This is a genomic window from Elusimicrobiota bacterium (genome assembly GCA_026388095.1).
Taxonomy (GTDB): Bacteria; Elusimicrobiota; Elusimicrobia; order UBA1565; family UBA9628; genus UBA9628.
On sequence record JAPLKL010000023.1, the window covers coordinates 15,183 to 40,260 of the forward strand.

The window sequence follows — 25,078 nt, forward strand, 5'->3', positions numbered from 1 at the left end:
TGCAATGCCTGGGTCTTGACTATTATCATATGATAACCTATACTTGATAACACGACAGGAAGGGACAAAGGTTGCCATACGCCAAGCGCGAAGACGTTGAATCCTTTTTGGCCAAGCTGCACCATGCCATCCAGTCAGGATTTTACGTCGTAGACCGCGACAAGAACTTTAACTTCTTGCTGCTTCATGGCTTTTCCGTGCAGGATCGCAGAGAAGCTATCGAGTCGTTGTGCGTCGAGAACTACTTCGGGGGTCCTGAGAAAGACAGAGATTTCCCGGCCCAGCCGGCCTGCATTTGGAAGTTCGCCGTGACCCTAGAAGGCGTCGACATCTACATCAAGTTGAAGATAGTCGAAGAGGGGGCCAAGGTCAGAGTCAAATGCTTGTCCTTTCATGAACCGGAGCAGCCAATTACCCATTACCCGTATAAGAGGTGACTGCCATGGAAACCGGATTCTGCCCACATTGCGAGAAGACCACCACCGTGACGCTGCATAAGCGCGACGAGAACGTTCGCGTTAAGAAGGCCGAGGTGGTCATCAATGCGTCCCTTTATGTCTGCGACGCCTGCAAGAAGGAATTCGCGACGGAGGCGCAAGAAGAGGCCAATGTCGGGAAGGCCTATGACGAGTATCGGAGGAGGGAGAAGCTGCTTGCGCCGGCAGCCATTCGTTCGATTCGCCGACGCTATGGGCTAAGCCAAACCGATTTTAGTTCCTGGCTCGGTTGGGGGGAAATCACGGTGCACCGATATGAGAATGGCGCGCTTCCCGACGCCGCCCATAATGAACTTCTGTGGCTATTGGCGAATCCCCAAAACGCCAAAGCCCTTCTTGAGCGGAATGAGCGGAACCTTAACCCGGCTACTGCCCGTATGTTGAAAACAAAAATCGCGGAATTGCTTAATACGACTGGGATGGATTTGATCCTGGGGGACATAGGGGACTATCTGAGCGTCTCGGAGCCCTCTCAATTCAACGGGAACCGTAAATTCGATATCGAGCGGTTTGAGAACCTCGTGCTCTATGTGTTGAACAAGACGAAGACTTGCTACAAGACAGGGCTCAACAAGTTCCTGTGGTATGTCGATTTTGGCGCGTTTCGGGATCTGGAATTGTCAATCACGGGGAGTCAATATTTGCGATGGCAATATGGCCCGGTCCCCGATGGCTATGAGATTCTTTATGCTGGGATGATCTGCAAGAAGCTCTTCGCGGTTGATGAGACCATCATGCATAACCAGCCGTGTGAGAAATTCCATTCCGCGAAGCCTCCAAAGACGGCAATGTTTACGCGAGAGGAACTCTCCGTCGTCGATGCGTGGATATCGACACTAAAGAATAAGTCGTCTGGAGATCTGATGGAATTGTCTCATAATGAAAAAGCTTTCTCTGAGACGGGACATTGCAAACCGATCTCCTACCATTTCGCAAAGGATTTGAAGCTCGCGTGCTCTCGTAAGGTCGCCTAGGGGGAGATTGAAGTCAAGCAAGCCACTATTGGAACGGCCTCATGATTGACGAAGGAATTCGAAGTGATGTTTTCGATAAGACTCGCGGACGGTGCTATTATTGCGACAAGGCATTGAGTTTTTATAATCGCGACAGACGTGGCCGGGGGGCTTGGGAAGTTGAGCATTTGACCCCTCGGGCAAAGGGCGGAACCGACCACTTGAACAATCTCGTCGCCGCCTGCTGGCCCTGCAACCTTGAGAAGGGCACTCGTGCGTCACGCTCCCATCGCCAAAAAATGGTACCCGTTCTCTCGGCGAGGACGAGCAGGCGCCGCTGGCGAATCGCTGACGGAGCGTTGCTGCTGGGCCTCATCGTCGCTGGAGTGGTCGGCGCAGTCATGATGTCCAAGGTTCCCGAACAAGAGGCTCAGGGGAGACTGTTGGAGGACGAGCGAAAGCGGTTCTTCTGGAAGATGATTCTGATTCCCGCGTTTGCATGCTTGGCCATCGTCGTTCTCGTTGTCGTCGTGAGGGAGATGTCCCGTAACGCGTGAATCCTGCCTCGTTCGCTATAGGAGTTATTGCAATTCCAATCTGTTTTATTTAGAGCGATTATGATCGAAGATGCCACAAATAGGGCAGTCGCCATAGGCATTCGCAACCAGGAAATCGAGAAACTCGTAAGCAACTGGTGTGCGCACGCGAGTGTAGAACGGTCGCCGCTTGGGGGCGTCGGCGTGGTCGAGCAAATGACCGGGTTGCCTATCGGAATGCGATTTGTGCGCTGCCAATTCGCAGTTCATCCAAGCATGTCCTCGATGAACCTGGAGTCGGTAGCCCTTGGGTTTTACGCGGAGAATTGTATCGGATGTGAGCATAGGAGAGCTGTCGGGTTATCCAACATTTCAATCCTCTATGGGAAATTGGAGGATGATCGGAAGCAAGCGGAGCAGGCGCGCGCGGCAGCGATGGCGGCCGCGCAAGAAGCGACTCGACTGCGCAAAGAGCGCCGTGCAAGCAACAGAAATCCGAAAGATGGTATGCGCGAGCGTATTATCACGCTGATTGACGAGATTGATGCGGGGGATATCGTTACTGCAGGGCGAGAACTGGGGTCAATCGCGGAGAACGCGCCTGGCCGATTTGATGCGCCAATCGTTGACATGCTCTTTGAGCTCGTTGATCTGGGAGGCGGTGGGGTGGAGGTCGGACTAACAACGTCGCGCCGAATCTCACCCAGCGACCCACGATTGGTCCCTGCTGCTTTGAAGGCGCTAGAAAAAGGCGGCGCCAGACTCGCAGCTGGTGAAATAGTCGAGACCTCCCTTTTGCCGGAGCATTGTGGATATCTTGAGGGCGCGGTATGGGGTTTGATTGAACTTTGTGCTCCACCACGCGTCGCTTTTTTGGAAAGGTCCGTCACGTTGTATCCGGGCCCATTAATTAAGGCATTCGAAACGTGCCGAGTAGTCGTGATAAGGAGGTTAAAGGAGTTTCTCAAGGAAGATCAGAAGATAGTACGCATTGCGGCCTGCCGCGCAATTGAACGCTTGCTGCAGCATGACTCCTCTATCGTTGATGAGATTGTTCCGGAGTTGCTGGCCTCGATCGGGCTCCCGGATGACCCGTACGACGACGGCTCTGCGGCCAGTCATGCCACCGATGCGTTGGCGGTAGCCATGATTCGAGAACCAGCAAAGGTCGACGCCGCAGTCTATGCGGCGTTAAGCCGCGCCCAAAGAGAACGTGCGAAGGAGATATTCGGCGTCTATGAGGCCGTGATGCGCCGCAATCTCCGCAACAAGAGCGGTATGCCACAGGCTGCGATTGAGCGGACAGCCAAACGCACGCTGGACATTCTCCTTGATCCCGAGAGCGAACTGCTTGGGGAGGCTTTGGACGTCCTGCATCTCATAACGGAATATTCCCCTAAGGCGTTGCAGGGGAAAGAGGAACTGATTGTTGGGGCTGCCGCGTTGATAATCGCGCAATCGCGACAGCCAAAACAGAGCGTGCTTACGGATCCCAACTGGGATCCACTCAGGGGTCTTGAAGCGGGGCACCGTGCACTCTTGCAAAGCCAGGCGGTAGATGGGCTAGCGAAGGCGCTCGAAGCCGTCGCTGTTTTAGATCCGCAAAGAGTCTTTCTAGAACTCCAAAAGATGTGGGAAAGCATCAGGGGAAAGGAGGACACGGCGGAGATCCGGATGGTCCTTGTTGCCGGGTTCGTTGGGGTCGGACGAAATGTGCAATCCCTTGAATGTGTGCTGCACTACCTCTACACCGCAATGCATGACCCAGCCGTCACGGTGCGCGCTGCGGCCGCAGAGGCTTATGGGGAAATTGTCGACTGCTATGGCGAAGATCTGCCTTCTCTGCTACATGAAACCTTCCTCTTGCTTTTGACTGACCAATATAAGGCTGTCCATCAGGGAGCCTTACGCGCGCTTCGGTGGAAGAAAATGCCGAAGAACATCCGGGGACGCGTTTTCGATTCCGTATTTCTGCTCTGCAAAGCGTATGTTGACGCAGGTGATGATGGCTTCCTTGAGGACGCTTTGAATGAATTGGATCGACGAGCTCGGGATGTCGGCGTTGATGAGAGCAAGGTGGCCCCGTTTCTGCTAAAGACTGCCCTAAAGATGAAGCCCACCATCGCAATCGAAGTAATCGGGCGGAGAAAGTCGGGCGCGATATCTCAGCATCCCTTGTACGCTGAGTTGGTCTGCCGTCTTCTAAAAGTAGAAGAAATCATGGATCGACGGGATCGCGAGTTGGTGTCGCTTGTGGCTTCTCTCCCGGAGGAGAAGCTACACGCATTGGCAGACGAGATCGCTGCGACGAGCGTGACTGCTTATAAAACACACAATGGGATCCTGGCGTTGGAGCTGATCGAGGTCCTTTGCGCCGCGGCAGAGTTCGTTGCCGCAAAAGGGGCCTTAAGCGAAATAAGAGCCTTCCTGCCTGAAACCATCGAACATCAAGCGGCGCGAAAGGAACTGGAAATCTGTTTGGATGCTGTAATTTTCGAGGAGAACTGCCAGAAAATGGAATCGGCAGAAGCCGCGCGGATTGCGAAAGTTTGGAAAGAACTGGTCGGAGATGCTGAAGAGGATACTGATGAATAGAGGAGATGCCCGTCCCATCTTGAAGGCAGTGTTTGGTCGCCGGCTAGAGATTCTGGAAGCCATTCATCACGCCCTTGAGAAAGACGATGTTTCGGCCCTCAAGTGCGCGGCGGATGCGTTGCGAAAGGCTGCCGCGACAATCGGGACGGGTCCGGCGGCCGACGGGTACCGCCTCTATTCAACGCTCGCAACTGTAGGTGCACATTTGATCTCTTGGACCAAGGGTGTCAAGGTCGCGGAGCCTGATAGCGGCCGCCATCTGCGGGCTGCCAAGGAGAACGCTCAGAATCTCTTGGCGGATTGGCCATCTGGCCGGTTTTGGAGGCCTCACCGCGAAATCGCGGAGAGTGTCGCTGGAATTGCCGAAACTTCACAGACTAAAGCGTACCTTCAACGGATACAGAGCCTTCCTCTGCCCGTTCCCTTGTTATCGCATTCCAAACCCGACAGCTTACGTCGACGAAGGGAAGCTGCGGATATCGTAGCCGCCCCGGATTCTGAGATATTTTTGGAATTCGTTATGGATGGCAAACCTTTCGCGGACCCTGAGACCGTGTCCCCCGGAGAATTGCACGATATTGCTCTAACCGTTTCGGTGAAGAATTGGCCTAAAGATGCCGAGCATCTGTGGGTTCATCCCGTATCTGTCGAGCCGACCGGGATTTACAACTTGCCAGAATTCAAGATAGCTAAACCAGCAAGCGGGGCCCCCGCGCGATGGAAGCTAGATGGGAGGCTCAATATTAATGTCCGGCAGCAGATATCCGCTCGACCGTTAGCATTTTCCTATCGGGCGGATTTCCTGCCAGATAGCGGAAAACGTAGATCAGTCGTTAGCGGGAACCGAATGTTGTCGATCCGTAGTCATGACCCTGCGCTGAACCCTATCTCAGGCTATCCCGAAGTCGACAAGAAGTTAATCGACCTGCGTGATACTGTCCGGAGCACTGTCAATGTCGAGGACCACGAACTGACAGCCTTCTTAACTGTAATGACGACCTTGGGGCGTACGGCGGCTAAGGCGTTGCAGGACGCAGATTTCCCTGGAGTCTGGGACGAAAGCGCGTTTCAAAAACGTATCCGTGACGTTCTCAGGGTGGAGCCGAGGATTGGCGGCAAGCTTGAGGAGCATCCAAGGGCAGGCGGCGGGATTACGGATTTATCTTTCGAACGGGTTCGGGTTGAACTTAAGGCGGAGGATAGGAAGTTTGTGACCCTTGATGGTGCTCTTCAGTATGTCGGGCAAACAACTCAGTACGTCGCAGGCACAAGCAAAAGACTGGGAGTGCTTTGCATTCTGGACACCTCTCCTAAGGCGGGCGCACCAGGTTCCGTGGCCAACGATATCGGCCTGTTTCAAGTGCAACCTCCTGGGGGCGAAGGTGGTATACCAATCTCAATCGGGATCGTGATTGTGCGGGGAAACCTCCCTCGCCCCAGTGATTTGTCTCATCCCGCTGCCTCGATCCCGCCCGCCTAATCGCTCATTCCTGATGCGGAGTACTCCGACTGAAATTCAGCCGGCCTTCGCCTGCGCCACGGCCTTGACGTGGAAGTACTTCGACACCCCGGCGCCGAAGAAGATCACGATGACCTGCTTGCAGATGGCCGCATAATCCGCCGGCATGTGCCGCGTGTAGCCCGGCCTCAGGTTCAGCCAAAGCAGGATGGCCAAGTACGACAGCCACCAGCCGTAGATCACGAACTCTGCTGAAAGCGCGTAGCGGTCGGCCTTGCCGGACCAGCGCCGTACCTCATGCTCGCCCGCGAAAGCCGCCAACAGCCCCGTGTACATCTCCGGCGTCAAAAAGCGCGTCCCGGCCGAGAACATGAACTCGCGCAGCTCCAAGCCCAAGTAGGCCGCGGTATAAAGGAGCACCATCGGATAGAGCGCCTGGCGCAGCGTGTGCGGGGCTTGGGCCGAGGCCAAGCCGGACTCCAAGGGCGGCAAGCAGACCACACGGCGCAGCATGTTGGCAACGTTCATGGGACGATTATACCGGAAAACCCGGTTCCTGTCGCTGGCTGCCGAGGTGGTCACAATTTGTGACCACCTGTCGGCGAATCGAGGTGGAGACAATCTGGCACCACCTCCAGGCCAAGACCGGTGGAACCTTTTCGCCTCGAACTCGCGGCGCTCGGTGGTACCTGAAGAGGGATGGATGATGGGTGTCCAATTTTGGCCAATTCTGTCTATTTATGTCTAATTCCGTCGAATTCAGAGAGAAGTGATTGAATCGGCGGTACTTCTAAGAACCACGAAATCAGCCCGCTGAAGGCGGCGACACAGCAAAGGTTCTTGAAAAAGCAAGGCCGGCATCGGGATGGCGTGCCGGTTCTCTAAGGCGCCGCGTGAGCAGGCTAGTTCCAGGAAGCGTCGCCCAGCTTCTCGGCCGCATCCGCGCAGAGAGCGCGCACCAAGGCGCTGACCTCGTAGACCGCGCCAGCGCCCCCGGACCGCGCCTTGCGGCGCAAGCTTCTTTGCCAGAACGGCGGCAGTTCGGCGCGGGCCACGCAAAGCCACCGGGCCGCGGACAGCTCGACGCCCACTGAGTACTCCCTTTTGCCGTCCTTGAGGATGCGCAGCTGCGCCTCCAGGACCTTGCCGTGGATGACCGCCGTTTCGTCCTTCAATTCATCGGGACCTTCGACGTAGCGCACGCTCGCATATTCCCCCGTGCGCGCCAGCTCTTGGGCCAGGGCCTGCGCCAGAGCCTCCCCGTCCGCCCGCCCCAGATGGTTCGAGCCCGCCCCCAGCTCGCAGACCACCTCCTCGCCGTGGTCCGACGCCTCGCGGCGCACCGCCGCAGGAACGTCCGTCGCCTTGCCCCTGTCCAGCCCCACCGCGTACGGCGAAGCCACCCGGATGTCATCGAAAGGCAGGACCGCGATCCGCTCCACGGTCCGGCTTGAGGCCTGCTCGCTTGCCGCGGGCGCAAGGTAGAAAGGGACCTCGCGCCACGCCGAGACCACGGCCAGGGCCAAGAAGGCCAAGAACGCCCACACCCACGCCAGGCTCGGGGCTTGCGTCGGCAGCGCAGGACCGCCGGTATTGACCGGCTCAGGCATCGGCCCTCCGGCCCTTCCAGAAATGCCTGCCCTTCCAGCGGTATCTACCGAACTTGATCCTCTCGATCCAGCCCCTGCGCAGCAGCTCATCTAGCTTGCGCTTGACGCGGTCCGGATTCATGCCGGTCGCGCCCACGATGTCCGCGCGCGAGAATTCCCCGGCCTGCTCGCAGGCCGCGGCCACGGCCTCGAGATCGCTGTCCGAGCCGTCGTCCGGAGTCTGGCCGCCTTCGGCCGGCGGCGGAGCGGGGGTCGCGGGATCCTGGCCGGGGTCCTCGGGCTTTGGGCCGGGCTCGGGCCTTGGCCGAGGCAGTCCAGACCCCACAGGATTCCATTTGAAAAAGGCCGGAGCCTTGCCCAAGCCGTAGATGGAGAAGACCCAGAGCAAGGTCCCGGTCAGTTGCTGGGGCATGACGATGATATTGTCCGAGCTGATCATGGTGAGCCCCTTGAGCAAGACCAGCACCCCCAGCCAGGCCAGCACCCAGCCAAAGCCCGCGCGCGGCGAGTCGGCCTGAGGGTCCACCCATTTGCGCCATTGGTTGGTCCCAGCGTAAGCCGCCAGCGCCAGCCTGTAGGCGGAATGGATGTCGATGCCGGATTGGTAGGGCGGGGTGATGCCCTCGCGGAGCACATCGAAGATGCAGATAGCGCCCAGCACGTCCACCGCCAGCCTGAGGTCCGCCATTATTTTGAGCCTTTCCTCCGGCAAGGGAGCGCGGACCAGGTTCTTGCCCAGGCCTAGAGGCCGGTAACCGTTCAACCTCGCCAAGGTCGAGGCCTTGCCGAACACGTAGTAGCCGATGACCCAGTTCAAGGTGTTGTTGAGGTCCGCGGGCTGGATGGGGGGAGGGAACCACAGCCTGCCCACTTCCAGGGCGTTCAAGAAAACGGGCAGGCCCAACCAGGCGAGCACGAAGAAGCGGCCCCCGCGCGAGGGCTTGGCGTCAGGGTCGCTCCATTGATGCCCCTGGCGGGCGGCCGCGTAGATGCCCAGCACGCCCTTGTAGATGCTGAGCACGGGGATGGCGGTGTGGTACTGGTAGGCGCCCAGGGCTTCCCTGAGGGCGTCGTAAAGGCAGAAGAGGCCCAGGACGCTGGCGGCAAAGCCGATGGCGGCTACGGTCTTGGCGAGCTCAGGCTGGACCGGCGCGCAGGGGTCTTGGGCTTGGGTCAAGGGCGCTCCTGCGACCGATTATAGCAAGGTTTGCAAAGTGGGCGGCGCCCACTTGAGGCGCCGAAAAATGGGCACCCCATGGGGTGACTGAGTGGGCGCGAAGTGGGCGCCCACTTCACCCCAAGTGGGCGCCCACTTGGGCTGCCCACTTTTTTTGGGTACAGTCGATTAACTCGTATTTCGCGGGCTTTTTTGTGGGTACAGTCGGGGTACAGTGGGGGGTACAGTCAGGGGTACAGGTACAGTCGAGGGTACAGTCGGAGTACAGTCAGGGGTACAGTCAGGGTACAGTCGCGACGCTACAAGGACGCGTATAAGGCCGCCCCTTTGGCTGTGAGCCGGTACTGCTGGAGGCGGCTGTTGGGCTTGTCCGGGAGGGTGGGCTCGATGAGGCCTGCCGCCAAGGCAGGGCGAAGAAAGCGTTCGTGCATTCTGCCGCGTCCTTTGAGTCCCAGGCCCTGGAGGATATCTGCGGTGCCCAAAGCTCCAGCCTTCCCCAGCAGGCGAACAAGGACCAGCACTTGCGGATCGACTGGCGGCCTCGGAGTCGCTGGCGGAGCGGCCGGTGGAGCGGTCTGCCCCCCGGCTTCATGCCCAACAGGGGCGGGCACGGGCGCCTTTGCGCGGCGCAGGATGGCCGTAAAGCCGCGGTCTTCGAGCTTGAACTCCGGCTCCGGCAGGCCGGCCTTGCGGCAAAGCTCGATCATGTCGCAGGTCCCGGTGCCCTTGGCCGCCCTGTAGGTGGTCAGGTAGAGGGCTTCGGCCAGCAAGGGATTGGCCGGCAGGGAGCTATGGGCCTGGCGCAGTTGGGCCAAAGTCAGGGAAGGGGGCAGTTCGCCCACGTTCCAGACCTCAAGCCGGTCGGAAAAAAGCGTCACCAGCACGCTGGCGCTGACCGCGTAATTGCGATTCGCCACCGCGTTGCCGATGGCCTCGCGAACCGCTTCCAGCGGAAGCTCGTACGGCGCCGGGCCGGCGATCCTGGACAGGACGAAATACATCGCCTGGTCCATCGATTCGAATACCGTTCCCTCGCAGAGCTGCTGAGAGGCGATGGGCTTCTCCGCGACCGTCCCTTCGAACTGCGTGCACCTGATGCCGGATGAGCTGAGGAACCGCTGGGGCTCGTAGCCGAACAAGAGCATTGCCGCATGGGAAGGCCGGCCTTGCGGGGCCAGGCCCAGTCGATCGAGCACGGTTTGTGGGGCCGCGTCCTCAGGAAGGGGGAAACCGCGCGCCTGCCGGGCGGTGCTCACGAAACGCCGGATCTTATCGGACGAAAGATCCGCGAGGGTGGCGCCTTCGCATGGCGCGGCGTCGAAAGTCCCGTTCAAGCTTTTTGTCTCCGGTCAGAGAACCTGACGAACGGTATGATACAAAAATCCGCCCGGCGTTGAATGGGGCAGCGATTCGATGGGCCGCGGCATAGCATGGCCCGGGAATTGCATTGATAAGGGCAGGTGGATGAAGTAAAATCGGCAAAGAAGTACGCTTAAGACCAGGATATATTGTTTCGTGTAATCTTGGTTAGCGTGACATAGAACAGAGGGAGGCGACGGACATGAACAAATGGGGAATTCCTGCGGCTCTCGAACAGGAAGTGATTGCTAGAGATCGGCATTGCGTGTATTGCGGCGTGGAGTTCAAAGAGTCTTCTCGAACTGGCGACCGAAAACAAAACCCGACGTGGGAACACTTCGACAATGACAACTGGGACGACCAGTCGATCATGCCAATCAACGTCGCGCGATGCTGCACAGCCTGCAATGCAAGCAAGGGGGCAAAGCCGCTCCTGGAATGGCTTGCCTCGCCGTACTGCAAGAAGAAAAACATTAGCCAGGCGAGCGTTGCCGAGGTCGTAAAGCGCTTCCTACGAACGGCGGCACGCTAACATCAGCTCGGGCTGGCGGGCGGCAGGCTGCGGAGCGCTTGGTAGCGCCCGCAGCCCAGTTCGGCGCTCGGCGCACGCATCGTAAATAAAGGAGAACCGCTCATGAAGGCAGAAGAGGTTTCGTTCATATTCTTGGGCAACGAAGGCATCGTCGAGGTTCCGTTCTTTCAGCGGGGCTATGTTTGGAATGAGGACAATTGGGGGGATCTCCTAGAGGATTTGCTGAACAGGTCCAAGAACCATTTCCTTGGGTCTCTCATATTGAAACAACATGATCCCGTATCTGGAAGCCCTAAGTGCGTCTCGGTCATCGACGGTCAGCAACGCCTCACTACGCTGAGCATCCTTGTGAAAGCTCTCTATGATCACTTTTCACCAGCCCTGAAGCAGACGGGGGAGTCTTCTCTGAGAAGTGTCCTTTTCTACAAGTTATCGCCCACCGCCAAGGAATTTCACGTCAAGATCCGGCACTCGCACGTCGATGCGGGTCCGTATGAGAAGGTGATCCGGGCTGGCCTCGACGGAAACCCGCAGCTTGTGATTGACCATGGGGCTGAGTCTCAGAGCAGGATACTGCAATGCTACTCTTACTTTCATCACAGGATTCAGGAAGCTCAGGATGCTGAAAGGGAAGCCCTCTTTAATCGCATCCTCGATAGTGAGAACAAGATGCTCGTTGCGATCGATCTCAAGAACCAGGATAACGAACAAGCGATTTTTGACACTATCAACAGCGCTGGTGTCAGGCTTAGCTGTGCCGATACCATCAAGAATGCGCTCTTCCAGAGAGCCGTTGAAACCATGGGCCGGAGTCGTGCCATCGAGCTATACAAGACGACATGGGAGAAGGCTTTCCTTTTGGACCCCGAGGCATTGGAGTACTGGGAGACTGAGAGACAAACTGGCCGGCTCAAGCGAGACAACATCGAGATCCTCCTCCACAGCATCGCGGTAATTAAAGGATTCTACAACCCGGAAACTGACACCTTGTCTGACCTGTCCGATAGATATAAATCGCAGATTAGGCAGGTCGCGGATGAAACACAACTGCGCGCGCTCGTGGACGAGATCGTAAGATATGCGGAAATCTATCGGACCAAGATTCCCGTGACAGACAAGAGCGAGCTCTTTAATTTCGCAGAAGGAACCAGAAGGCTCCTGTTTATCCTCGATGCGCTTGAGATATCAACTTTCCATCCCTTCATCCTCTATTCGTTCAAGAAATATGAACATGACAATTCGACTTTAGCGAAGCTGCTCCTCAACCTAGAGAAGCTCGTCATCCGACGGATGGTGGTACGGGCGGAGACCAAGAGCTACAACAAGCTGTGCAGGGAGCTCATACAATCCCCTGACAGCATCGGCAAGAAAGCGGCCGAGATTACGAACATCCAGTTGTCGTCGGGGCTGCGGGGCATTTCGAACAAGTTCGCCTCGTTGCTGCTGTTCTGGATTGAGCTCAGGCGGAGGCATCTCGACAGCAAGCGGGACATCAAGGACCTAAAGTATGTCTACACGCTTGAGCATGTCATGCCCCAGAAGTGGGAAGAGCATTGGAGCGACATCCCAGACAAGAAGGATGCCAAAGGAACCAAGCTGAGTTCAGAGGATGCCAAGAAGGACCGCGCCGAAAAAGTCTACTGGATCGGCAACATGACGCTGCTCACTTCCGCTCTAAACAGCTCTCTACGGAACTATAGATTCGAGAAAAAGGTCACCGGCGAGGGACGCAAGAAGGGCATGAAGGACTACGCTGAGCTCGACATCACGCGTGATGACATCATTGCGCCGTTCGACGGAGGAGACAAGACTTGGGACGAGCAGAAGATCATTAGTCGGACAGCGAAGCTGGAGGGGGAGTTCAAGACAATTTGGGGTGTATGAAGTGCTCGGCCGCCACGATTCGAAATCGAAGTGCTTGGCGTTGAACAGGAAGTAACATCGACTACGGCGGCCGCGCCCAAGTGCGCGGATTGCCAACGTGGAGCGGGCCTCAGCGGCACGCGCATAGCGCGCGTCGCCGAGCTCAACGTTAGGCAGCAGAGGAGAAAGTGATGGACAAACCAGGAAACAGCGAATGGGAGAGAGTCACAACACTGGATGGCGCCCGGAGCTTCGACTTGCTAGGGAGCGTGTTTCACCCCGGGGGAAAGCTCCTCGCTAGCACCCGGTATAATATCACGACATTGCGCGCCGTTCCATCCGGTGATATCATCGGCGAGATTAAGGTGAAATCAGGCTTCTTTAGTTCATATCAAGTCGTAATATCCTTCAGCCCCTGTGGCAAATTGCTGGCCATGGGGTGTCCAGACAAGAGTGTCAAATTATGGGCAGTTCCCGACGGGAAACTGCTCGCCACGCTTACCGGACACGAGTCTCGGGTGCGGGGATTGGCTTTCACTGATGATGGCAAGCACATCCTGTCATTTGGTGAAGAGGAGATCCTGGCATGGGAGTTACAGAGCGGCCGCCTTTTACAAAGGGTTGCGACGAAAGGCACCATAACGGCGTACTCTCTAGGTGGGAAAAGAAGCCTTTTAGCAGTCGGGTACAAATCGTCTTGGACATCCCCTGTGAATCTTTATTCCGCGCCTTCGCTTGAGCACCTCAATACAATTGAAGAACCCTGCGGCAGGGTAAATGCCGTGGCCGTCCATCCCGACGGGAACCTTCTTGGGTTTGGCGACTCGACATGTGCAAAGATATGGGATCTCAAGTCAAATCGACTCATTGGCGAACATTACCATCGCGGTCAGGCCTGGCAGGTGTGTTGGATCAAGAACGCGACGATGCTCGCAAGTTGTGCTAGTCGCCGCGGATGGGGATGCCCCGCTGTCCACATCATGGACACGCATTCCGGCGAGACAGTCGGCTCCTTCAATTGGCCTGAGGCCTGCGCGGCAACGGGGGTCGGTGAATGCGCAGGCAAACTCATCGTGGCGAAAGAGGACGGAACTCGTTACAGCTTGAGCATCCCTTCGTTTAAACGTTGCGGCACGATATCGCATCCAAGTCGTAGCCCGCAAACAGTTGTATCCTCAAAATGGTGTGTGACCACGGGGGATTCGGCAAAATCTGGGCAATGGGGTCAGACGACAATATTCTGGCGTCCATGAACATCGCGACGAGTCAGGAATCGGCTTGACCTGCCTAACAAATGATGGAACCGACCACGCCTCGCAGTCGACCTTTCGCGGCACGCGGCGGCTCATCCTATCGTTCGGCAAGAGAGATAAAAAGGAGGAGTGAAATTGAGCTTGTCTAAATTCGCCGCGAAACTGAAGTGTAAGTATTGTCGCCCGGAAGCCTGGCGGGGCATGGCCGGAATGCGCAGTCTATCGGAGGTATCTTGTGAAGAAAAGCTCAATGGCTCTTGCAATGGGCGTTTGCGTCATGGCCGTCCTATTGCTCTCGGGTTGCCCGACCAACCAGAAACGCAATACTAAGCAAGCAGAATCCAACACCCTCAATGATGATGCAGTAATCAAATTCAGCTCTAGCGACGGGGAGCATTGGCATATTGAATCAATGAAATCCGAGGAGAAGAACAAGCCAATACCGATTCCGAATAAATAACCTTACCTGGCGAGATTCATCGCTGCCATTCGCTGTCGTCATGCATGTTCGAATCGGTAGCGAAAACCAGTCGATGTTCCTGTAGGAGCACGTATGCGGATTATTTCTTACTAGGGACATCGACTGTCGCATCGCTGTGTCCGTCCGCGGAACACCCGGGCGGCCAGGCCGCACGAAGAGAGAAGAAGCCGTCACTCCTCCTGGGATCCGGCCTCCTTCGACTCTGCCCCCTCCGTCGCCGCCGGCTTCTCCTCCTCCGCTACCACTTCCGCCTTCACAAGCTCGCTCCTGAGGACCGTCCGCTTCCCGTCCAGCAAGAGAATCTGGAAGGAGATTTCGCCAGAGACGCCGGGGGGGACTCCTACGCGGAGTGATATCTCCTTCGTGCTTCCCGCGGCGATGGGCTTCTTGATCGTGATCGGCGAGGTCTTACGCAGCACCTTCCCGCCTTGGCTGACCACGGCCCGGACGCTGTAGGTCTGCTCGGGCCAGTCCTGCTCCGAGTCGTTGCTCAAGGTGACGCTGAGAGACCCGCTCTCCCCGACCGCGAGGCTGGCCGATTTTGCCTTGAGGTTCGAGAATGAGGCCGGCGCTGTATTTACCTCAGATTCCGACTGATTATCGGGCAGAATCCGCTTGCGAGTCGGTTTAGGTAGCTCTTCGTCATTGGCCGACGTGTATTTATCTTTAGGGAGGGTGTTGTGCTCCTTCATGTACGCCAGGGCTTCCAGGAAACGCTGCTCAGAAGTCTTCCACCAGAACGGCGCACCAGTAAGACATACTGGAAGAAGGCTTAGTAACGCACTCGCACCCCGATGTCGCATATCGATGATGGTTGTGTCGCCCAATATATCGTTTCGGGAGTTCGCCCAGAGCGGACGCGGTAGGACTCCATTCGATTCAGAAATGCGCGATATACCTGGGCAGAAGATGAAGCCTGTGAAGGGCGTTATCCAATTAAACTTGGAGTAGTATTTCTTCATCTCTCCGAGGTCTGAGTATTTGATGGTTTTGGCTTTGAAGACCACCGAGTACGTCTCGTAGCTCGTATAGGTGACTGACACTGGTTCGACAGTAGTAAACTCCGTGTCGTCTGCGGTGAGCATTTCCCAGGTCAGCCCCCCTCCGACGCGCACCCCTCCTTCAGGGAAATTACTCTGCTCGTATTCCGTAATGAATTTTTTGGCACTCTCAGGGTCTTTAAACCTGGAACCAGTTATGACCGTCGCACATCCCGAACACAGATTAAGCGCCATCGACAGCATGAGCAAAATATTGACTGTTCTCATGCTCCCCTCCGTGGCTATCGGCTTGTAGGCTCGCTAAGAAGGTTCCCAGGAAAGCTGGTCACGAGGGTGGCTGTCTTCATGGACTGAGACTAGCAAATTCTGCCCCGTCATGAATCCCGGTTCCTTGTGAGGACAGGTTGTAGATAAAATGGACGAACTGGCAACCCCATAGGCACCTGCCCTCGGTCGAACCATTGGCTTGACCAGACGGCGGCTTTCACGGGAATCTTGATAGCCGCCGCTGGTCAGTCTCTGCGTTCGCTGGACACACGATGCGCATGCTGCCAAGCATGAAAATGGGAGGTAATTCTAATGATGCGAGTCATCGCGCTCAACGGGCCAAAACCAAAGCGTATTTTGCCAACTCGTGAGCGCAAGCTCTACGCTTTACTTAAAGAGCATCCGGAGATCCTTGAAAAGGACTCGCACTTTCGGTTGTTATCAATCAACCGGCGATCGGAGAAAGGGCCCGACTTCATTGGGGTCAACAATAAGGGGCACATGATTATTGGAGAGGTAAAACTCAGAGGCCTGCATCAAGGTGCCTGGGATCAGGCGAAGAGCTACGCAAAACGTGTGGGGCGAATGCGCGAAAACGAGCTAGACCAATACATCAAGAGCCGCGTTAAGGCCGGTCGTGGTGAGGCGGGTTCTCTACGCGACCTGACAAGGGGATTGCTTGGCCCTGCGGCACGTTTGGCCTTTTTCAATCCTTCCCACCGCAGAGTCCAGTTACTGCTTGTGGCAGAGGACTTCCCAGATGATGTCCTTCGGGATGCGGATCGTTGCAATCTCGGCCAGAACCTGCGTGGTTTGGTAAAGGATGTAAAATGTGTACAAGTCCAACTTTACCAGGCACCAGCACGCTCCACTCTTGCGATTACGTCGGTACTATCCGGCCGACACCGGCGCGTGAAGAAATAACCAATGCCAGCGAACATCGGCTTCTGAACGGCCGGGAACACAGGGTGACAAAAGTGTCCGGGGACATAGGTTACACTTTTTCCGGATTTCACCCCTCGGCTTGACCTCCCATCGCCTCCGGGCGCATCGCCTTCGGCGACGCGCGATTCCGGCCCAAACAGCAGGGCCGGAATTTCAGGGCGCAGAGCCACGACCGCCCATGTAGCGCCTCACGACATGGTATGATAGCCGACCATGGACCTAGCAGCCATCGTGAGCAGCATGTCGATGGCGAACATCATCGGCAACCTGATCTTCTCCGGTGTGGGGTTCGTGGCCTTCATGTACGGGAAGAAACAGGGCCACTTCAAGCTGATGGTGCTCGGCGGGGTGCTCATGGTCTATCCGTACTTCGTCCCCAACACGATGCTGCTCTACCTTATCGGCGCGGCGCTGAGCGTGGCGACCTTCTACGTAAGGGACTAGCCCAGCCCTCGGTCAGGATGCGGTGCTGGCGCAGCCTCTCGGCGTCCGTGCGCGCCACGCTGATGCGCCGCCCCTCCGGGTCGATCCCCGCGTAGAACATCGCGGTCGCGACCGTCCCCGGCACCGGGATGAAGCATTGCGCCTGCCGCGGCTTCCAGCCCCTGGCCTTGAGCCAGCCCGCCAGCGCGCGCATGTCCCCGTCCGTGCAGCCGGGAAAGGCGCTCATAAGGTAGGGCACCACGTACTGCTCCTTGCCCGCGGCGCGGGACTCCTGGTCGAACAGGGAAAGGAAGCGCTCGAAGACCTTGAACGCCGGCTTGCGCATGAGCGCCAGCACCGCGTCGCAGGCGTGCTCCGGAGCGAGCTTGAGCTGACCGCCCGTGAACTCCGCGGCCAGAGCGCGGCAGTAAGCGGGACTCCTCAGGGCCAAGTCATGGCGCACCCCGCTGGCCACGCGCACGTGCTTGACTCCCGGCAGCCCGCGCAGGGCGCGCAGCAGCTCGACCAGCCCCTCCTGGTCGTCCTGGAAGTTCGGGCAGATCGCCGGCGTCAGGCAGCTCGGCCTGCGGCAGGCCTTGGGATCCGCCGCGCAGCTCGCGCCCCACATGTTCGCGCTCGGGCCGCCCACATCGGTGATCGAGCCGTCCCAGTCCGGCCGCCGGGCCAGCGCGGAGGCCTCGCAGGCCAAGGACTGCCGGCTGCGCGAGGCTATCCTGCGCCCCTGATGCAGGGCCAGGGCGCAGAAACTGCAGCCGCCGGCGCAGCCCCGGTGCGCGGTGAGGCTGAAGCGGATCATCTCCACGGCCGGTATGGCCTCCCGATATGAGGGATGCGCCAGACGCGTGAAGGGCAAAGCGTAGAGCCGGTCGAGCTCCGCCGAGTCCAGCGGCTCGGCCGGAGGGGCGAAGACCACGGCGCGCTCTGCGTGCTCCTGCAGGGCCCAACTGCCCGAACGCATCTGGGCCTCCAGGTCCAAGGTGGCCCGCATGAGCTTCTTGGGGTCGGCCCGGAGCTCCTCATAGGAAGGCAGACGCAGGCAGGCGGCTCCCGCAGGCAGGTCCGTGGGGCCGCCCATGAACGCGGTCCCCGGGATGCCGCGCAGGCCGCCGCCGTCAGCCAGGCGGCGGGCGAGCTCCGAGACCGCGCGCTCGCCCATCCCGTAGACCAGCAGGTCGGCCTTGGAGTCGAGCAGGATGGAGCGCCGCAAGGAGTCGCTCCAGAAGTCGTAGTGCGCGGCCCGGCGCAGGGAAGCCTCGATGCCGCCCAGCACCACGGGCAGGCCCGGGAAGGCGCGCTTGAGCAGGCCCGCGTAGACGATGCCAGCGCGGTTGGGCCGGGAGCCGGAGGTCCCGCCCGGGGTGTAGGCGTCGTCCGAGCGCTTCTTGCGGAAGGCGGTGTAATGGGCGAGCATGGAGTCCAGCGCCCCGGCGCTGGCCCCGGCGAAGAGGCGGGGCCGCCCCAGGCGCAGGATGTCGTCGGTGCGGTCCCAGCGGGGCTGGGCCGCGATCCCAACGCGCCAGCCCTGCGCTGCGAGCCAGCGCCCGAGCAATGCCGCTCCGAAGGCCGGATGGTCGACATAGGCGTCCCCGGTCACCAGGAGCACGTCGAGCTCGTCCCAGCCCAAAGCCGACATCTCGGCGCGCGTCGTGGGCAGGAATCTCGGGGAGCTCATGTCTTCATCGCCCGGCTCGACATCAGCGCGCCGGCCGCGACCAAGGCGCAGCCTGCCAGGACATTCCAGCCCGGCCGCACTCCCAGATAGAGGGCGGAGAAGAGCGTCGAGCTGACGGGCACGAAGTAGCTGCACACGCCGAGCAAAGCGTGGTCGCCCCGGCGCATGCCCAGGTCCCAGAGGGCGTAGGCGGCCATGAGCGAGGCCACGCCCAAGGTCGCGACTTCCAGGACCGCGCGCAGGCTCCAGCGCGGCGTCTCCGGCCGCAGCAGCAGGAGCAGCCCCAGGGCCGCGGCTGTGGCCAGCGCGAAGAGCGGCACCGCGCCTCGCTCGGGGTCGCCCCAGAGCCGGGCCAGGTTGGAGTAAAGGCCCCAGGAGACGGCCGCCACCAGGCCCATGGCCAAGGCGAAGAGGCCGCGGCCGGTGGCCCAGAAGCCGACGTCTACGGCCGCGTGGGGCGCGCCGCCCAGCAGGGCCGCGGCCGTTCCGGCCACGGCCACCAGGCAGCCCCAGGGCAGGAAAGCCCGGGCCTTGCGGCCGAGGATGGGCACGGAGAGGGCCACGGTCAGCACCGGCCAGAGGTAGTTGACGAGCGCCACCACCAAGGTCTGGCTGCGGTCGGCGCAGGCGCCGACCGCCAGGTAGAGACCCACGTTGCAGGAGATGAAGAGCGCGCCGCAGCCGTAGAGGTACTTGGGCGGCAGGCGCAGCATGGCGGTGACGCTGCCGCCGCGCAGGCGCACCCAGGCCAGGGCGAGGAGCCCTCCGATGAGGGAGGCCAGGGCCGGGCCCGTGAGCAGACCGACGGACTCGCTCATGCCGCGCATGAGCGCCACCGAAGTGGACCAGATGAGCAGGGCCGCCAGGCCCGCGGCCGTGGCCCTATCGGCCGGCTGGCTCATTGCCGGGCTTCCACTTGATGCTGCAGCCCGCGCTGGGCCTCTGCCTGGCGTCCACCGGCTTGCCGGCCAGCACCGCGTCCAGCGCCGCGCGCAAGTCCTGGCCCGTGACCGCCTTGCCGCTGCCGGGGCGGCTGTCGTCGAGCTGGCCGCGGTAGACCAGCCTGCGGTCCTGGTCGAAGAGGAAGAAGTCCGGGGTGCAGACCGCGGAGTACGCCTTGGCCACGGCCTGGCTCTCGTCGAAGAGCAAGGGGAAGGCGAAGCCCTCCTTCTTGGCGAAGGCGGCCAGCTCTTTGGGAGCGTCCTGCGGGTACGCCTTCGGGTCGTTGGCGCTGATGGCCACGATGCCCACGCCCTTGGCCGCGTAATCCTTGCCCAGGCGGGCGAGTTCGCCTTTGACGTGCTGGACGTAGGGGCAGTGCTGGCAGATGAACATGACCAGCAGGGCTTTTTGAGCTTGGAACGTCTTGAGGCCGATGGTCTTGCCGGAGACGGTGTCGGTCATCTCGAAGGACGGGGCCTTGGTCCCCAGGGGCAGCATCTTGGATTCGGTCAGCATGGTATGGCCTCCCGCAGCCAGGACGATAATAAGCGCGCCGGCGGCGATGGGTGCTATTCTCATGATCATATTATAGCCCGCTTGAGCTCAGGGAAGCTTGTGCGCCGCGGCCAAGCAGAGCCGGTCCAGGGCCTCGTCCACCCCGCGGCGGTCCAGGTCCGCTCCGTTGACCAGCACCGCGAAGGCGTAGAGCTTCCCCGAGGCGGAGCGCAGGTAGCCGGCCAGGTTGCGCGCGTGGCCCACGGTGCCGCGCTTGAGGCGCATGCCCGAGGCCAGAGGGTCTCCCTTCATCCGGTCCTTGGCCGCGCGGTCCACGCCGGGCACCGCCAAGGACTCGAAGTAGACCGGGAAGAGCGGCGTGGAGCGCATGTGGATCAAGACTCTCACCAACCCGGACGCCGTGAAGCGGTCCTGTTCGGAGAGGCCGCTGCCGTCTACGAGGTGGAACTGGGCGTCCGTGAGCCCCGCGCGCAGCAGGAATGCGCGCACCGCCTCCAGGCCGGCCGCGAAGCTGCCGTGTCCCGAAGCTTCCTTCCCCAAGGTCTTGAGGAGTTGTTCCGCGTAGAAGTTCTGGCTGTTCTTGTTGATGATCTTGACCAGTTCCGCCAATGGCTCCGACCGCCAGACCAGGAGGGGGGCGAGCTCATCCTCCTGCAATCCGGCCTTCTCCCAGAGCACGATCTTCGAGACCTCGATGCCCTTCCTGCGCCAGACCCGCTTCAAGGTCTCGGCCGCGAACCGGGCCGGGTCGTGCACGGAGGCGTAGTCGCGGCGGACCTGGCCGTCGGCGGGGATGAGGCCGGTGAACTCGACCTGGTTGGAATCGGGCTTGCGATGGTAGCTCGTGCCCATGGTGTAAGGGCCGTCCGCGGGCCCGGTCTTCGCCTTGTTCTTGACCTTGACGTAGCCGTAGTCCGGGGCCAGGAGTATCTGGGGCCTGCGGCCCGGCTTGGCCGCCGGGCGGAACTCCAGGTCCACGCAGTTGTCGTTGAAGGAGATGGGCGAGGTCTCGGCCTCGTACCAGTAGGCCAGCTCGTCCTCGGGCCAGGCCGGGACCGTGGCCGGGCCTTCGAAGTAGCGCGTATCGAGGACCAGGCGCTTGACCTGGGATACTCCCAGAGCGGCCAACGAGGAGGCCCAAACCTCGAAGACCTCCTCGCGGCTGGCGCGGCCGCGGCCCGAGATGGACGGATCTCCCGTGCCGCGCCAGACCAGGACGGAGAGCTTCTTCTGGCCTTGGTCCTTCTTGTCGATGAGAAAGGAGGTGGCGAAGCTGAACTCAGGCTTGAGGAAATCCAGGGCCGCGGCGGAGCTGGCCAGCTTGGCCGTGGAGGCCGGCAGCAGGGGGAGGTCGGGACTGCGCGAGTAGTGAGTGACGCCATCTGCGACCGAGACGAAGAGGGCTCCCACCGTAGCGCTGCTCAATGACTTCGCGGCGAAGATCTCCTCGGCGGCGGCCGGGAAGCCTTGGGCGGCGAGCTCCCTGCTCGTGGATAGACAGAGCAGCAGAAGCGCGAGCTTCGCATCGTGGCAAGCATGGCCCATGGGCACGCTATGATATCAAAACCCGGCGGGCCCTGGACCTAGGCGTTGGACTCCCATCGGACCCATGCGCCGGGCGCCTTCCCCGCCTAAAATATCAGCGACATGTCGAAGCTCTTGACCATCTTGATCCTGACGCTCGGGACTTCCGTCGGCCTGGGCCAGGAGCAGCCCTCCGGAGCCTTCTCTCAGCTCTTCGCGGCCGCGGCCGCGTCCGGGGTCGATTCGCGGTCGGCGGCGGTCCCGGTGCCGGCCGCCGCGCAGGCCGCCTCCCGGCCGGACTGCGCGGCCGAGCTCAAGAAGCCCCTCGCTGATATCCCCGCGGCGGTGATGAGCGAGTGCCTCGATCTGGCTTGGCGCTCCCAGTCCGCCATCGGCGAGGCCGCGCCCTCCGGCGCTGCCTCGGACTCGGACCGAAGGATCGTCGGGTATTATGTTGATACGTGGGCCTACCTGGTCAACAGGGCCTTGCGGGAGGGTGATTCCCGATACCTTGACGCGAACCGGGCGCCGTTGGCCCGGCTCGATCTGGCGTTGGGCGGTTTTCCGGTCTTTCGGGGGGTCGTCTTCCGCGGTTCGGCCTACCCACCTTCCGCTACCCTCGCGCCGGGAACCGCCTTCATCGATCCCGCCTTCGTGTCGACGACCATGGACCCCGCCATCGCGGAGCATTACGCGGGGGCGGACGGCTATATCACGGTGATCTTCAGCCAGTCCGGCCGGCTGTTGTCCTACGACCGGAGCACCCAGGAGCTTTCAGCTGAAAAAGAGGTGCTCATCCCCCGCGGCCGTTCTTTCAGGCTGCTCAAGACCGGCCGATCCGACCGCGGTCTGACGGTCGTCTTTCTCGTCGAGATGTAGCTCCCTGGGCTAGCAGGCTGCTGATAAAGTCCGTTCTGCGAGCGCCCGGCGGCCGTCTGCCGGGCGCAACCGACCCGCGCAGCGGGGCGGCAGAACCCATCCGATAGGTTGCACGAAGGATGGCGCCTTCGGCGCGACTGGCGAGCCTTCGGCTCGCCAGTTCGGGGACGGACTGTTGCCCGCTACCGAAAGGACTGTGTCCGGACACAGTCCTTTCCGCTCATGTCGAGCACCCGTTCCACGCCGATGCGGGTCTTGAGGCGCACTTCCCCGGCGGGCTTCTCCGCGACTTGGCCGATGACCGCCGGGGAACAGCCCGCTGAGCGCAGGGCCGTCAAAGTGCGCTCGCGATGGTCGGGCGGCACGAAGGCCACGAGCCGGCCCTCGCAGGCCATGTAGAGCGGGTCGAGCCCGAACATCTCGCAGGCGCCTTCCACCTCGCGGCGGACCGGGACCTTCTCCTCGTCGATGGAGATGCCGCAGCCGGATTTTTGGGCGATCTCGTTGAGGGCCGTGGCCAAGCCGCCGCGCGTGAGGTCGCGCAGGCAGGCAACGTCCGCTTCCGCCTCCAGCAAAGCGCGCACCGCTGGCCAGAGATGCGCCGCGTCGCTGGTCAGGGCGGTCTCGAACTTGAGCCCCTCGCGCACGGAGAGGATGGCGGCTCCGTGCGCGCCCACGTCGCCGCTGATGATTACGACCTGTCCGGGCCGCACGCGTTCCGGAGAAACGGGGTTGGGAGCCAGGATGCGGCCGACCCCGGCGGTGTTGAGGTAGAGGCCGTCGCCCTTGCCGCGCTCCACTACTTTGGTGTCGCCGGTCACGATGCGCACCCCGACCTCGGAGGCGGCGCGGGACATGGACTGGGCTACCTGAGCGAGCGCGTCGAGGCTGAGCCCCTCCTCTATGATGAAGCCGCAGCTCAGATACATCGGCTGGGCTCCGCACATGGCGAGGTCGTTGCAGGTGCCGTGGACCGAGAGCGAGCCGATGTCCCCGCCCGGGAAGAATATGGGGCGCACCACGAAGGAATCCGTGGTGAAGGCGAGGCGGTCCTGGCAGGGCTCCAGGCGCGCCCCGTCGTGCGCCTCGTGCAGGGCGGGATCCGTGAAGGCGGAGAGGAATATCTTGGCGATGAGTTGGTGCATGAGGCGGCCGCCGCTGCCGTGCGCCAGAGTCACCGTGCCGCCGGGAGCATGCGGGACCGGACAGGATAGGGTGAATTCTTCCTTCATCGATGATATCTATGGTAAGCGGCGCAGGCGCCTTCGGAGGAGACCATGGGCGCCCCGAGGGGGTTGTCGGGGGTGCAGAGGGTCCCGAAGGCCGGGCATTGGTGGGGCTTGCGCAGCCCCCGCAGGACCTCGCCGGCGAGGCATTCCTTGGGCTCGGCTGCGACTACGCCCTCCACTTGGAAGCGCTGCTCCGCGTCCATGGAGGCATAGGCAGCCCGCAAGCGCAGTCCGCTCTCCGCGATCGGGCCGATGCCGCGCCATTGCCTGTCGCAGGGCTCGAAGACCTCGCGCACCAAAGCGATGGCGGCCTGGTTGCCCGAGGCCCGCGCCGAGCGGGCGTACTGGTTCTGGACCGCGCAGGTCCCGCGCTCGAGCTGGCGCACCAGCATGGCCAGTCCCTGGAATATGTCGAGGGGCTCGAAGCCGGTCACCACGATGGGGGCCTTGTACTTGGCCGCCAGGGGACCGTACTCCGCAAACCCAGCCACGGTGCAGACATGCCCGGCGGCGAGGAAACCCTGCACCTTGTTGGAGGGGGAGGAGAGGATGGCCTCCATCGCCGGGGGCACGAGCACGTGAGCCACGAGCATGGAGAAGTTGGCCAAGCCGAGGGTCTGGGCCTGCTTGGCCGCCATGGCGGTCATGGGCGCGGTGGTCTCGAAGCCCACCGCGAAGAACACCACCTGCCGGTCGGGGAGCTGCCGGGCGAGCGCGACCGCGTCGAGGGGGGAATAGACGATGCGGATGTCCGCTCCCTGGGCGCGGGCCTCGAGCAGGCTGCCCCGGGAGCCGGGCACGCGGAGCATGTCTCCAAAGGAGCAGAACACCACCTCGGGCCGGCGGCTGACCGCGATCGCTCGGTCGATGAGCTCCAAGGGGGTCACGCAGACGGGACAGCCCGGGCCGTGGACCAAGGAGAGCTGCGCCGGGATGAGCTGGTCGATGCCGAAGCGCACGATGGCATGGGTCTGGCCGCCGCAGACCTCCATGACGGTCCAAGGATGCCGGGTCAAGGCCTGGAGGAGCTTGGCGTAGCGCTCGGCGGCTCTGCGGTCGCGGTACTCGTCGAGGTACTTCACCGGGCTTCCTTGGCCGCGGCCGCGTCGAGCTCTTCGAGGTACCTGAAGGTCTCCGCCGCCTCGGCCTCGTCTATGACGCTGATGGCGAAGCCGGCGTGGATGATGACGTAATCGCCGATCTTGGCCTCCGGGACGTAGGCGAGGCAGGCGTCTTTGACGATGCCGTTGAAGTCGATCCGGCCCGTGGACAGGCCGCCTGCTTCAGCGGCGATGCTGACGACCTTGCCCGGGATGCCAAGGCACATATGCATAATTTACAAAA

General features: G+C 60.8%; 24 protein-coding genes and 1 pseudogene. 13 read left to right on the forward strand and 12 right to left on the reverse strand.

Going from position 1 to position 25,078, the window contains the following annotated elements; genetic code table 11:
* Nucleotides 1-71 precede the first annotated feature (71 nt).
* From NTY77_06275 to NTY77_06300, 6 genes and pseudogenes are all read left to right on the forward strand, one after another.
* On the forward strand, nt 72-437 hold the full coding sequence (locus tag NTY77_06275; GenBank protein MCX5795081.1) for a hypothetical protein: 366 nt from the start codon (nt 72-74) through the stop codon (nt 435-437).
* A 5-nt stretch (nt 438-442) separates the two neighbouring features.
* On the forward strand, nt 443-1,471 hold the full coding sequence (locus NTY77_06280; protein ID MCX5795082.1) for a DUF4065 domain-containing protein: 1,029 nt from the start codon (nt 443-445) through the stop codon (nt 1,469-1,471).
* Nucleotides 1,472-1,512: 41 nt separating this feature from the next.
* Nucleotides 1,513-1,728, forward strand: a pseudogene (locus tag NTY77_06285) (HNH endonuclease).
* Between the two features lie 21 nt (nt 1,729-1,749).
* Complete coding sequence (locus NTY77_06290) at nt 1,750-2,007, forward strand: hypothetical protein (protein MCX5795083.1); 258 nt, start codon at nt 1,750-1,752, stop codon at nt 2,005-2,007.
* A gap of 60 nt (nt 2,008-2,067) precedes the next feature.
* Nucleotides 2,068-4,581 (forward strand): hypothetical protein, encoded by a 2,514-nt coding sequence (locus tag NTY77_06295; GenBank protein MCX5795084.1) that lies wholly within the window; start codon nt 2,068-2,070, stop codon nt 4,579-4,581.
* Nucleotides 4,556-6,061, forward strand: a complete 1,506-nt coding sequence (locus tag NTY77_06300; GenBank protein MCX5795085.1) for a hypothetical protein — start codon at nt 4,556-4,558, stop codon at nt 6,059-6,061. Before NTY77_06295 ends, NTY77_06300 begins: the two co-directional genes overlap by 26 nt.
* Nucleotides 6,062-6,097: 36 nt before the next feature.
* On the opposite strand, the gene NTY77_06305 is transcribed toward NTY77_06300, so the two are convergent.
* The 4 genes from NTY77_06305 to NTY77_06320 all read right to left on the reverse strand — a co-directional run bounded on the left by NTY77_06305 (nt 6,098) and on the right by NTY77_06320 (nt 10,161).
* Nucleotides 6,098-6,568 (reverse strand): hypothetical protein, encoded by a 471-nt coding sequence (locus NTY77_06305; protein ID MCX5795086.1) that lies wholly within the window; start codon nt 6,566-6,568, stop codon nt 6,098-6,100.
* Between the two features lie 374 nt (nt 6,569-6,942).
* Entirely contained in the window at nt 6,943-7,650 is a 708-nt protein-coding gene (locus tag NTY77_06310; GenBank protein MCX5795087.1) for a hypothetical protein, read from the reverse strand.
* Nucleotides 7,643-8,827, reverse strand: coding sequence for a hypothetical protein (locus NTY77_06315; protein ID MCX5795088.1), 1,185 nt, complete (start codon nt 8,825-8,827; stop codon nt 7,643-7,645). The genes NTY77_06310 and NTY77_06315 overlap by 8 nt, the downstream gene beginning before the upstream one ends.
* A gap of 299 nt (nt 8,828-9,126) precedes the next feature.
* Complete coding sequence (locus NTY77_06320) at nt 9,127-10,161, reverse strand: hypothetical protein (GenBank protein MCX5795089.1); 1,035 nt, start codon at nt 10,159-10,161, stop codon at nt 9,127-9,129.
* A 227-nt stretch (nt 10,162-10,388) separates the two neighbouring features.
* Here NTY77_06320 and NTY77_06325 point away from each other — a divergent pair, with 227 nt between their 5' ends.
* The 4 genes from NTY77_06325 to NTY77_06340 all read left to right on the forward strand — a co-directional run bounded on the left by NTY77_06325 (nt 10,389) and on the right by NTY77_06340 (nt 14,294).
* On the forward strand, nt 10,389-10,718 hold the full coding sequence (locus NTY77_06325; GenBank protein MCX5795090.1) for an HNH endonuclease: 330 nt from the start codon (nt 10,389-10,391) through the stop codon (nt 10,716-10,718).
* Nucleotides 10,719-10,820: 102 nt separating this feature from the next.
* Nucleotides 10,821-12,602, forward strand: a complete 1,782-nt coding sequence (locus NTY77_06330) for a DUF262 domain-containing HNH endonuclease family protein (protein MCX5795091.1) — start codon at nt 10,821-10,823, stop codon at nt 12,600-12,602.
* A 170-nt stretch (nt 12,603-12,772) separates the two neighbouring features.
* Nucleotides 12,773-13,834, forward strand: a complete 1,062-nt coding sequence (locus NTY77_06335) for a hypothetical protein (GenBank protein ID MCX5795092.1) — start codon at nt 12,773-12,775, stop codon at nt 13,832-13,834.
* Between the two features lie 235 nt (nt 13,835-14,069).
* On the forward strand, nt 14,070-14,294 hold the full coding sequence (locus tag NTY77_06340; GenBank protein ID MCX5795093.1) for a hypothetical protein: 225 nt from the start codon (nt 14,070-14,072) through the stop codon (nt 14,292-14,294).
* A gap of 191 nt (nt 14,295-14,485) precedes the next feature.
* Here NTY77_06340 and NTY77_06345 read toward each other — a convergent pair whose 3' ends face one another.
* Nucleotides 14,486-15,583 carry a hypothetical protein gene (locus tag NTY77_06345; protein ID MCX5795094.1) on the reverse strand — a complete coding sequence of 366 codons (1,098 nt, stop codon included), beginning with the start codon at nt 15,581-15,583 and terminating at the stop codon, nt 14,486-14,488.
* 312 nt (nt 15,584-15,895) lie between these two features.
* On the opposite strand from NTY77_06345, the gene NTY77_06350 reads away from it, so the two are divergent.
* Complete coding sequence (locus tag NTY77_06350; protein ID MCX5795095.1) at nt 15,896-16,507, forward strand: hypothetical protein; 612 nt, start codon at nt 15,896-15,898, stop codon at nt 16,505-16,507.
* Between the two features lie 234 nt (nt 16,508-16,741).
* Nucleotides 16,742-16,972, forward strand: coding sequence for a hypothetical protein (locus NTY77_06355; GenBank protein ID MCX5795096.1), 231 nt, complete (start codon nt 16,742-16,744; stop codon nt 16,970-16,972).
* On the opposite strand, the gene NTY77_06360 is transcribed toward NTY77_06355, so the two are convergent.
* The 4 genes from NTY77_06360 to dacB all read right to left on the reverse strand — a co-directional run bounded on the left by NTY77_06360 (nt 16,926) and on the right by dacB (nt 21,647).
* Complete coding sequence (locus NTY77_06360) at nt 16,926-18,644, reverse strand: YgiQ family radical SAM protein (protein ID MCX5795097.1); 1,719 nt, start codon at nt 18,642-18,644, stop codon at nt 16,926-16,928. The two genes, NTY77_06355 and NTY77_06360, sit on opposite strands and share 47 nt — an antisense overlap.
* Nucleotides 18,641-19,546 (reverse strand): EamA family transporter, encoded by a 906-nt coding sequence (locus NTY77_06365; GenBank protein MCX5795098.1) that lies wholly within the window; start codon nt 19,544-19,546, stop codon nt 18,641-18,643. Before NTY77_06365 ends, NTY77_06360 begins: the two co-directional genes overlap by 4 nt.
* Complete coding sequence (locus tag NTY77_06370; GenBank protein ID MCX5795099.1) at nt 19,527-20,102, reverse strand: thioredoxin family protein; 576 nt, start codon at nt 20,100-20,102, stop codon at nt 19,527-19,529. Before NTY77_06370 ends, NTY77_06365 begins: the two co-directional genes overlap by 20 nt.
* 87 nt (nt 20,103-20,189) lie before the next feature.
* Nucleotides 20,190-21,647 carry a D-alanyl-D-alanine carboxypeptidase/D-alanyl-D-alanine-endopeptidase gene (gene dacB, locus NTY77_06375; protein ID MCX5795100.1) on the reverse strand — a complete coding sequence of 486 codons (1,458 nt, stop codon included), beginning with the start codon at nt 21,645-21,647 and terminating at the stop codon, nt 20,190-20,192.
* A gap of 102 nt (nt 21,648-21,749) precedes the next feature.
* On the opposite strand from dacB, the gene NTY77_06380 reads away from it, so the two are divergent.
* Entirely contained in the window at nt 21,750-22,505 is a 756-nt protein-coding gene (locus tag NTY77_06380) for a hypothetical protein (GenBank protein ID MCX5795101.1), read from the forward strand.
* Nucleotides 22,506-22,687: 182 nt separating this feature from the next.
* Here the strand turns inward: NTY77_06380 and hypE are convergent, their stop codons facing one another.
* Genes hypE through NTY77_06395 form a run of 3 tightly spaced genes read right to left on the reverse strand, consistent with a single transcriptional unit; the run spans nt 22,688 to nt 25,061 of the window.
* Complete coding sequence (hypE, locus tag NTY77_06385; protein ID MCX5795102.1) at nt 22,688-23,737, reverse strand: hydrogenase expression/formation protein HypE; 1,050 nt, start codon at nt 23,735-23,737, stop codon at nt 22,688-22,690.
* Nucleotides 23,734-24,816, reverse strand: coding sequence for a hydrogenase formation protein HypD (gene hypD / locus NTY77_06390; protein MCX5795103.1), 1,083 nt, complete (start codon nt 24,814-24,816; stop codon nt 23,734-23,736). Before hypD ends, hypE begins: the two co-directional genes overlap by 4 nt.
* A complete protein-coding gene (locus NTY77_06395) occupies nt 24,813-25,061 on the reverse strand; it encodes a HypC/HybG/HupF family hydrogenase formation chaperone (protein MCX5795104.1) in 249 nt (82 codons plus the stop codon). The genes hypD and NTY77_06395 overlap by 4 nt, the downstream gene beginning before the upstream one ends.
* Nucleotides 25,062-25,078 lie beyond the last annotated feature (17 nt).